The organism is Nostoc sp. CALU 546 (genome assembly GCF_048836525.1).
Genome location: NZ_JAWJTF010000108.1, coordinates 1 through 10256, shown reverse-complemented (window position 1 = coordinate 10256; position 10256 = coordinate 1). Strand labels below are relative to the sequence as shown.

The window sequence follows — 10256 nt, the reverse complement described above, 5'->3', positions numbered from 1 at the left end:
GCGGGTTATGAAGCCCGCAGCGCAGCTATTTCTAGCTTAAGTTGACACCAATGCTATCTCTCCCACCCCTCTTGTTGGGATGGGATTCTCGCCGATTTTCGTTGAGGTTTGAAACCCACGGAGGTGGGTTTTGTCTGTGTATACGCGGTTTCTAACCGCCTTTTTGCTTGCTAGTGGTGACTGCTTCGTTTAACACTAACTTTGGTTCTGGAGTCTCCTCTTCTTCTGGCAAACCGTAAATTGATCTGTACAACTTCACGTATTCTTTGGCAGATTGATACCAACTAAAATCTTGGGCCATGCCACGTTGTTGTAGTTCTTGCCATTGCGGTTTAAAACGGAAGCCTTCCCAAGCCCGGATCATACAGGTGAAAAGGTCTAGCGGTTCATAGCGGTCAAAGCAATAACCAGTACCAGCAGCATTTTCGGGGTCGTGATGGGTTACGGTGTCAACTAATCCACCTGTGCGGCGGACAATGGGCACAGAACCGTAGCGCAAAGACATCATTTGGCTAATACCGCATGGTTCAAAACGACTAGGCATCAAGAAAGCATCAGTACCAGCGTAGATGCGGCGAGACAGGGCATCGTTATACAGTAAGTAAGTTGCCATGCGTCCGGGGAAGCGGGATGCTAATTGCCACATCTGAGTTTCATAGTAGCGATCGCCTGTCCCCAACAGCACAAACTGGGCATCTGTATAAGAAAGGAAGCGATCGAGGATTTGCAATATCAAATCAATGCCTTTTTGTTCTACTAATCGGGTCACAATCCCAATTAAAAAGGCTTTGGAGTTGACTTCTAATCCTACTTCTTCTTGCAAAGCAATTTTGTTGGCTTTGCGTTTATCTAAAGTATCAGCAGTAAAGGTTTGAGCAATGTATTTGTCATTTTCTGGATTATAAACCTCGGTATCAATACCGTTGATAATTCCAGATAGTTTACCGCTAATAAAGGACAACAGACCTTCTAAAGTTTCACCGTAGGTTGCTGTCTTGATTTGCTCGGCATAAGTGGGCGAAACTGTATTTACCTTATTGGCAAATTGCACCGCCGCTGCCATGACGTTGTGTCCTTGCATATACCACGGACACCAAGTAATTTTCTCTAAATACCAACGCCACGGCCCTTGATAAGCCAGGTTATGAATGGTAAACACTGTGGTGATATCAGGATCTTGGTGCATCCACACGGGAATCATCCCCGTATGCCAATCATGACAGTGGATAATTTCTGGTTTCCAGTAATTCCAGGCGAATTCGGCTGCACCATTGGAAAAAAAGGTGAACCGCCAGTCTTCATCATCTCCAGAATAAATCCGGCGGGGTAGGAATACGGGATGTCCAAATAAGTACAAGGGAACATCAGTACCAGGCAGAACGCTTTCATAAACAGCAAATTCCTGGAACATGGCATTTCCCCGCCAGATGGGTTCTTTGGGAATTTCCATTTTGTCTGGCAGAAAGCCATAGTAAGGCAAGAATATCCGCACATCATGCCCCATTTCTCTCAGAAATTTGGGTAATGCCCCAACAACATCACCCATTCCTCCTACTTTCGCAATGGGTGCTGCCTCTGCTGCAACAAATAGAATCCGCATGGTAATTTTTGCTTCCCTGAGTCTATATTGTCAAATTAACTTGCTGATCCCGACCAACGCGATTTTTCGCGTCTTTTGTGTAACGGCGATCAATTCTTATCTAATCACATCGGCTTACCCAATTGCTTAGGAACCGCGCTGAATCACCGCAAAAATTTCTTCTAGAATTTCTTGCGCTCCCTGTTGACGTAACAGTTCTGCTAGTTCTGTGCCTAGTGCTTCGGCATTGTTGGCAATGCCAGTGACGGTATCTTTTACCAGCTTTTGACCATCTACACTGGCGACTATGCCTGTTAAGGTCAAGTTATCACCAGATATTTCTGTATTTACACCGATAGGTACTTGACAGCCGCCCTCTAATGAGCGTAGAAAAGATCGTTCAGCGAGACAGCGATCGCGTGTTTCGGGATGTTCGATGGCTTTGAGTAGAGAGAGCAATTCACTATCATCAGCACGGCATTCTATCCCTAAAGCACCTTGTCCAACGGCGTGGAGTGAGATTTCCTTGGGGATAACTTGATGAACGCGATCGCTCATTCCCAATCTTTCTAACCCTGCGGCCGCCAAAATTAGGGCATCGTACTCGCCTGCATCTAGTTTTGCCAACCGTGTAATTAAGTTTCCCCGGACATCCTTAAATGTAAAGTGGGGGAAATGGTGGCGTAACTGTGCTAAACGTCTCAGAGAAGATGTACCAATTACCGCACCTTCTGGCAAGGTATCGATTTGTTTATCTTTGTGCTTTTCATGCACCACTAATGCATCTGCTGGATTTTCTCGTTCAGTAATTGCTGCCAGCATTAACCCTTCTGGTAAGTTAGTCGGCAGATCCTTGAGAGAATGAACTGCAAAGTCAATCTCTTGATTGAGCATTCCGAGTTCAAGTTCTTTAGTAAAAAGTCCTTTATCGCCAATCTTAGCTAATGCCACATCCAAGATTTTATCGCCTTGGGTAGACATTGTGTGGACTTCAAAAGTGATATCAGGAAAGCTTTTCTGGAGTTGCTCTTGTACCCAATAGGTCTGAACCAGAGCAAGTTGGCTTTTGCGTGAACCAATCCGAATAGTGCGTGGGGGACTAGAAACAACTGAAGTCATAAAACAATATATCAAACTAGGCGATAAATTCACTCTCATCTAGACTACCGTAGTCAGGGACTCATGCGAATTTTGGGTTTTAGATTTTGGATTTTGGATTACAATTCTTTACTAAAGAAGGGATTGGGGACTGGGGAATGGGGAATGGGGACTGGGGGAATTATTGAATACATCTCTTCCTTGTCTTCCCGTTCTTCCTTGTCTCTTTTCAATCCCCAATACCCAATCCCCAATCCCCAACTAATTAGACTTACCTTCTAATGGGAGAGTGACTGCACAAGTTGTACCAATTCCTACTTGAGTAGTGATGTTAATATGACCTTGGTGTAAATCTACACACTTTTTCACCACTACCAATCCTAATCCTGTACCAGGAATGCTTCTGACATTCTTGCCACGATGAAACGGCTCAAACAACTGCTGTTGATCTGCTAGCGGGATTCCAATACCCTGATCTTGAACTTGGAGAATCACCCTATCTGATTTAAACTCCAGACTAAGATGTACATTCCCTCCATGAGGAGAATATTTAATCGCATTCAGCAGCAAATTAGACAGAATAGAACGCAACAACCTTTCATCCACCCAAGCCGGAACAGCTTTTCCTTGGCAAACAAAATTAAGTGTATGCCTTTCGTCTGTACTTAGGCGCATTTCTTCCACAAAATAACCGCAGAATCCTTCTAAATCTAGGAGTTTGGGATTAAATTCTAGTTTTCCAGTTTCGGCTCGATTGATGGTCAAAATATCGTCTAATATCTGAACCATATTTTTGACAGAGAGTTGAATCCGCTGCAAGTTCCTCAATCGCTTAGAAGAGTTATCCCATTCATCTTGACAGTTTTCTAGCAATTGAGCCGCTGCTAAGGCAGTACTTAGAGGTGTGCGAAATTCGTGAGATGCCATTGAGAAAAAACGTGTTTTAAGGGCGCTCAGTTCTCTTTCTCGCTCTAATGCCATGCGAATTTCATCTAATCGCTTGCGTTCTGTAATGTCGCGACAGTTAACTATAATTCTAGTGTCTGCTGTGTTATCTAGAAATTTCTGGCTAATAGCTTCTAGCATCCGCCACGAGCCATCTTTGTGCCGACAACGAAACTCGATTGGGGCAGTAACTTCGGAACTTTGGATGGCATGAGTAAAGCTATAGTAAGTATTAGCAAAATCATCCTGGTGAATGTAATCTAATAAGTTTTTGCCAATTAGTTCTGCGGCTGGATAACCCAAAACCTTTTCGACTGATGGGCTTTCGTAGCGAATAGAACCATCTACATCGAGAATTTTGACAATATCTAAAGCATTTTCAATCAATGAGCGGAAACGTTCTTCGCTCTGGCGTAACGCCTGTTCAGCTTGTTTGCGCTCGGTAATGTCACGTTGTACTGATATCCAGTGGGTATACCAGCCAGTTTCATCGGCTACGGGAAAAACGCTAAATTCATTCCAGAATTCAGAGCCATCTTTGCGATAGTTAATTACCTGAACGGTGACTGATTCCCAACGAGAAAGCGCAGTCCAGACTTTATCCATTTCAGTTTGACTTGTTTTCGCTCCTTGAAGAATACGGGGCGTTTTCCCTAAAACTTCTCCCAGGCTGTAACCTGTGATTCGGGTAAATGCTTCGTTAACATAAATAATCTGTGGCCCAGGTTCGCCAATGGGTTGCGCTTCAGTGATCACTACAGCATCATTGGTATTTACAACCACAGATTGCAGCAATCTTACCTGTTCTTCCTGCTTCTTTTGGTGTGTAATATCAGCAATTACTGCTACCATGCCGTTGATACTATCGTCGCGATCATGCAATGGAGCGGCAGAAAAAATTATATCGATCGCAGTGCCATCTTTTTTAAAACGGCGCAATTCCACTCTGGTATAGGTTGTTCCTTGTAAGATACTTTGTTGGAGAGTGTTATATTCCTCTAATTGATCGTCTAAAAAAATTGGGTTAGGATGATCAACTACCTCTGCCTCCGTCCAGCCAAACATCCGTTCAGCAGCAGGATTCCAGATTTTTACATTCCCTTCTAAATCAAGTGTGAAGATGGCCCGAGGAGAGGCAGTAATTAGAGCTTGCAGCGCGGCTTGAGTGCGCTGACGTTCAGCAATTTCTGCTCGGAGAGAGACATTGGCTAAAGCTAATTCTTGAGTCCGCTGTTCAACGCGGTGTTCTAATTCAGCGTTGAGTGTTTGTAGCTGTTTGTAAAGTTCTGACTGTTGGATAGCGATCGCCACTTGGGTTGCAAGTTGCTTCATTAATTCAACTTCCCAAGATTCCCAGATGCGGGTGCGATCGCACTGATGGGCAATCAATAAGCCCCAAAGATAAGGGTTAGAAGCAGGTGTCTTGCTATCTCGTTGTTTATCCGCTTCCCGATTTTCTTGTAAAATTGGCACTACCAACTTGGCTTTAACACCGAACTGTTTCACGAATTCTGCCAAACATGGTTCAACATCTGCTTGTTCAACGTTAGCGATCGCGCGGGTTTTTCCTAATGAATAAGCTTGATGATACTCTCTAGGAAACACTTCTTGTGGAAAAGTTTCTCCTAAAATTTTTATATATTCAGGTAAAACTGTTTCAGTAATTGCGCTTCCAGTACCATCTTCCCAGAGTCGATAAATTAACACCCTATCTGCTTGGAGAAACTCGCGCACGTCTGCAACAGTGGTAGTAAGAACCTCCTCTAACTCCAAAGATTCACGGATATGATGAGCAATCTGGTTTACCAGGCGTTCCCGCTCAGTTTGTTGCCGCAGTATCACTTCTGCCCGTTGCCGTTTAGTTACTTCTAGATTGAGAAAATAGTAAATTACCGCCAATGCAATAATGCTAAAGCCAACACCGATGGGGGCGAGATTCATAACGCTAAAATCGGTCATGAGTGTGCAGAACAGAGATTAGAAGCATTTGGTTTAGTGTACTGTTTTCGCTCATCCATTAGTTCCGAACGTTGATAAACTGGATGTACGACTTTCGGAGTGGCAAAAGTCATGAGTGTTGCCAAATCTGCATCCCTAACCCTAGAAGAATTTCTCAAGTTGCCAGAAACAAAGCCTGCAAGTATTTATATTGATGGTGAAATTATCCAGAAACCAATGCCGAAAACTCGCCACTCCCGACTTCAGGGTAAGTTGATTAATGGGATTAATGAAGTCGCAGAGAAAAAGCAAATCGCTTATGCTTTTCCAGAGTTGCGTTGTACATTTGGTGGTCGCTCAATTGTTCCAGATGTAGCGGTTATTCGTTGGCAACAAATTGAGTTTGACGATAACGGAGAACCTGTAGATGATGTGTTAATTGCTCCGAACTGGACAATTGAAATTCTTTCTCCAGATCAAAGTTCCAATCGAGTTACCAACAATATTTTGCACTGCTTAAAATATGGTTGTCAGCTAGGATGGTTGATTGATCCTGATGATCGCTCAGTTCTTGTATTTAAACCACATCAACAACCAGAATTTTGTCATAGAGAAGATAGCTTGACTGTTCTAGATGGTATTGATTTAGAGTTGACAGTAGAACAGTTATTTGGTTGGTTAAAAATGAAATTAGAGTGAAAAACCCATATTAAAATTATCGAAGTCCATAATACAAAAAAAATTAACAATTTTTATCAAATCTAGTGTATAAACCACCATATTTAAACCAGTATTGCCTTAACTGATGACAAGGCGTAAACAAACTGGCTTTGACACGATAAAGAAAAACCTGTCGATGATCACCCATCCAAATTTTGTCAACCGGCTCAACAGAAATTAATGTTCCTCCTAGGGCATCTATACAATCGGTAAATCTCTCAACGCAAGAATAGTCTATAGTTTCAAATAGAAAAAAGTGACCCGAACAGATTAAATGACGGCTTCTTATCCAACATTGGAGCTTTTTATGCGCTTGTGGCGGCAACATTACTTTTGCTTCAAATAATTTGATATGAATGCAGGGTTTATGGCAGTACGGTTCGGTGAAAAGGGAAGGAAAAACCTTTAACCCAAACCCACTAATCTTTTCCCCAAACCTAATTCTGAGGTCAACATCCTTACCGGAGCGGATTGGGGTTTATGGGACTTATGCACTAAAAGGCATTTTTTGAAAATCTCCTGGTTAAAGATAGAGTTCTTTTGGAACATCTACAGGAAGTTATTAAAAACCTACATAGAATAGAAAGTTACATATCAAAAGTAAGGAAATAGCTCAGGAAATGGTAAAGAAATCGGAAAGAAGCAACGAAATCGAGAAATTGTTACTTTTCGCAATATTTCTTCAAGCAGAGTTCGTAGATTGTTTTAAAGATAACTAGTATGGTTCAAAAAAATTATGCGAATTCTCTTAGTTGAGGATGATGTACGCCTTGCCGAAACTTTAGCAGAAGCCCTTACAGACCAGCGTTATGTGGTTGATGTGGTTACAGATGGTGAGGCGGGATGGAATCAAGCCAAAATGCTGGATTATGATTTGCTGCTGCTGGATGTGATGTTGCCAGAACTCGATGGAATTAGTTTATGTCACCGGTTGCGATCGCACAGCTACACTATGCCAGTTCTTATGCTTACTGCACGTGACACCGTTAGCGATAAAATCACCGGACTCGATGCAGGTGCAGATGATTATGTCGTTAAACCGGTGGATTTGCAAGAACTATTTGCACGAATTCGCGCCTTGCTTCGTCGGGGTAATGTTTCATCACCGCCGATTTTGGAATGGGGCAATCTGCATCTCAACCCCAGTACTTATGAAGTGAGCTACGGTAAAAATATGCTACATTTAACCCCGAAAGAGTACGGAATATTAGAGCTATTATTGCGAAATGGTCGTCGTGTCCTTAGTCGCAGCGTGATTATTGAACATATTTGGTCGCTAGAGTCTCCTCCAGAAGAACACGCTGTGAAAGTTCATCTTAGAAGCCTACGTCAAAAGCTCAAAGCCGCCGGAGCTTTTGAAGATTTTATTGAAACAGTTCACGGTGTAGGCTACCGTCTTAAACAACTCGATTAATTACTCACACTTAAGGGTCAGGCTTTAGATATTCTTGTAATTCTTGAGTACGCAGTTTTGTAGTCTTTTCTAGACAACCAAAATAAATAGTAGGGGCAATACTTCCGCCCTCATATCTGCTTCTCTCAAACTCACAATTGCTATCTCGAAACTTTATCCAGGCTAACTGTGCGGCAATCAATTTTTGTTTTCTAGACCTTTCTAATATAAGTAGCAATTGTTGATAAACTTGATTCAGTTTTTTATCTGCATTCTGATAAGACAACTTTGTACATTCATTAATTGCTGTTTGAGTTTGAGGATTATTACAGTTAAGCTTTTGAACTAAGAGCATCCTAGGTAAATCAGGTGTTGTAGCTGCTATTGTCATCGTGGGAGTATCTAAACTGCTGAGAGTTAGCATACTTGCCAAAACTGGTAATAATTGACGCATAGGAAAATATTTATTGTTAGAGTTGATTTACAAAGTAAATCTTAAGTAGGGCATGTTATTTATTTATCCTAGCTCATCGCTATATACATAGTAAAGTTCATTAGAAATTTTTTATATTCTGCCTACCAGGAGACTCCCTCAATGGAGTTTTGGTTACAAGAAGAAGACAGTAGCCACACGGAATCGAAAAGAGGAAAGCGATCGCTAGTATATATACTTATTGCATCAGCCAAAAAAAGGAATGAAATATTTAAGCAAATAAAACGCACATTTTTGTTAGAAGTATGATATTTGTGTATAAAATATTTTTATCATACGTCAAATTACGATAAAACTCTTGCGTTTATTATTCAAATAACTGTATTCTTTATATTGTTGAAAATTGTTTTTCACAAAAGCAATAACAACGCATAATTTCAGCACATAGGAAAAGTATTGTCTTGGCGAATCGATAAATAGTCGATATCAAACCAAAAAATATATATGCCGTTGTCGCTAGCATGATAAGTAACAGGACTAACTACAAAAATGAAAAATTAAATATTTTGTTTATGTGTGTAGTGTAGCAAAGAATTCAAAAATTTCCCTATCCCTTATCTCCTACAGTCCATACCTAATTTGAATAGAGAAGAGTATCGACTAAATTTTCAGCGTTTCATCTCTACTAATCGGGGCAAGAAATTTATTCTGTGCTGGCTGAGTTGGGGATTTCAAGCCCATTTTATTAACGAATCACGACCAGGAAAATTATGACCTCTTTAGATCCTAATTTTTTTGACATCCCTGACAAGAGCCTAATCATCATCGACCCAGCCGTTGATGACTATAAAAACCTAAATGGCAACAACTTGGAAGTCATCTTTAAAGACGTAGTAAATACAGAAGTAAAAACGGTAACTTCAGAAGCACATAAGCTGCTGAAAATTCCACCGAAAGAATTGTTAGCGCCTCCTGGTGATTTCAATCCAACGCTATTACTGTTTTGTGCATCGGTGACGGTGCTAGTGTTATCCAACTGTGGTTACTGGCTTTGGCAATGTCCAGACTGGCTGTGCTTTATTTCTAACATTATTGCCTTGCATTGTGCTGGGACAGTAATTCATGACGCTTGTCACCAATCTGCCCATCGCAATCGAGTAATTAATGCCATGCTAGGACATGGTAGCGCCCTGATGCTAGGGTTTGTTTTTCCAGTGTTTACGCGAGTACATTTGCAGCATCATGCTCATGTCAACGATCCCAAAGATGACCCAGATCATTTTGTTTCTACAGGTGGCCCACTGTGGCTGATTGCATTTCGATTCTTGTCCCACGAGGTGTTTTTCTTTAGACGGCGACTGTGGCGCAAATATGAGCTATTAGAATGGTTCATTAGTCGCTCAATCGTTATTGCAATTGTTTATATCTCAATTCAATATCATTTTTTAATGTACGTTCTCAATTTTTGGGTTGTACCTTCTGGTATTGTGGGATTAATACTGGGTTTGTTTTTTGATTATTTGCCCCATCGTCCCTTTGTTGAACGCAATCGCTGGAAAAATGCTCGTGTATACCCTAGCCCAATTCTTAATATCCTGATTTTAGGGCAAAACTACCATTTAATTCATCATTTATGGACTAGCATTCCCTGGTACAAGTATCAATCTACATATTATCTGATGAAGCCTTTATTAGATGAAAAAGGCTGTTATCAAAGTTCAGGATTACTACAAAAGAAAGACTTTTTTGAGTTTATTTACGATATTTTTGTAGGGATTCGGTTTAATCATCATAAAACTAAAAATCAAGACGAATCACAATCTTGTAAATAAGCTTTTACTCATTTAAGTTTCACATTAACTAGTGAGTTTATTATTAGTCATTTGTCCTTTGTAAATAACCAATGACCAATGACTAATGACCAATGACTAATGACCAATGACTAATGACTAATGACCAATGACCAATGACTAATGACTAATGACCAATGACTAATGACTAATGACCAATGACCAATGACTAATGACCAATGACCAATGACCAATGACCAATGACTAATGACTAATGACTAATGACTATCGTTTTCATAATTAGGGTCTTCAGTACCAAGCAGTTTGTCCCAGAAGGTAAAATACAAACAGTATACTTTG

General features: G+C 40.9%; 8 protein-coding genes. 4 read left to right on the top strand and 4 right to left on the bottom strand.

Going from position 1 to position 10256, the window contains the following annotated elements:
- Positions 1–151: 151 nt before the first annotated feature.
- The 3 genes from glgA to RRG12_RS34845 all read right to left on the bottom strand — a co-directional run bounded on the left by glgA (position 152) and on the right by RRG12_RS34845 (position 5581).
- A complete protein-coding gene (gene glgA / locus RRG12_RS34855) occupies positions 152–1600 on the bottom strand; it encodes a glycogen synthase GlgA (protein WP_420762369.1) in 1449 nt (482 codons plus the stop codon).
- A gap of 126 nt (positions 1601–1726) precedes the next feature.
- The gene (gene hemC, locus RRG12_RS34850; RefSeq protein WP_420762368.1) at positions 1727–2698 is read right to left on the bottom strand and encodes a hydroxymethylbilane synthase; all 972 of its coding nucleotides are present in this window, start codon (positions 2696–2698) and stop codon (positions 1727–1729) included.
- Between the two features lie 240 nt (positions 2699–2938).
- Complete coding sequence (locus tag RRG12_RS34845) at positions 2939–5581, bottom strand: PAS domain S-box protein (protein ID WP_420762367.1); 2643 nt, start codon at positions 5579–5581, stop codon at positions 2939–2941.
- 111 nt (positions 5582–5692) lie between these two features.
- On the opposite strand from RRG12_RS34845, the gene RRG12_RS34840 reads away from it, so the two are divergent.
- Positions 5693–6259 carry a Uma2 family endonuclease gene (locus RRG12_RS34840; RefSeq protein ID WP_420762366.1) on the top strand — a complete coding sequence of 189 codons (567 nt, stop codon included), beginning with the start codon at positions 5693–5695 and terminating at the stop codon, positions 6257–6259.
- A gap of 757 nt (positions 6260–7016) precedes the next feature.
- The gene (locus RRG12_RS34835; RefSeq protein WP_069073325.1) at positions 7017–7694 is read left to right on the top strand and encodes a response regulator transcription factor; all 678 of its coding nucleotides are present in this window, start codon (positions 7017–7019) and stop codon (positions 7692–7694) included.
- Positions 7695–7704: 10 nt separating this feature from the next.
- On the opposite strand, the gene RRG12_RS34830 is transcribed toward RRG12_RS34835, so the two are convergent.
- Positions 7705–8127 carry a lysozyme inhibitor LprI family protein gene (locus RRG12_RS34830; protein WP_420762365.1) on the bottom strand — a complete coding sequence of 141 codons (423 nt, stop codon included), beginning with the start codon at positions 8125–8127 and terminating at the stop codon, positions 7705–7707.
- A 141-nt stretch (positions 8128–8268) separates the two neighbouring features.
- Here RRG12_RS34830 and RRG12_RS34825 point away from each other — a divergent pair, with 141 nt between their 5' ends.
- On the top strand, positions 8269–8415 hold the full coding sequence (locus RRG12_RS34825; RefSeq protein WP_176727145.1) for a hypothetical protein: 147 nt from the start codon (positions 8269–8271) through the stop codon (positions 8413–8415).
- Positions 8416–8876: 461 nt separating this feature from the next.
- Positions 8877–9938 (top strand): beta-carotene hydroxylase, encoded by a 1062-nt coding sequence (gene crtR / locus RRG12_RS34820; RefSeq protein WP_420762364.1) that lies wholly within the window; start codon positions 8877–8879, stop codon positions 9936–9938.
- Positions 9939–10256 lie beyond the last annotated feature (318 nt).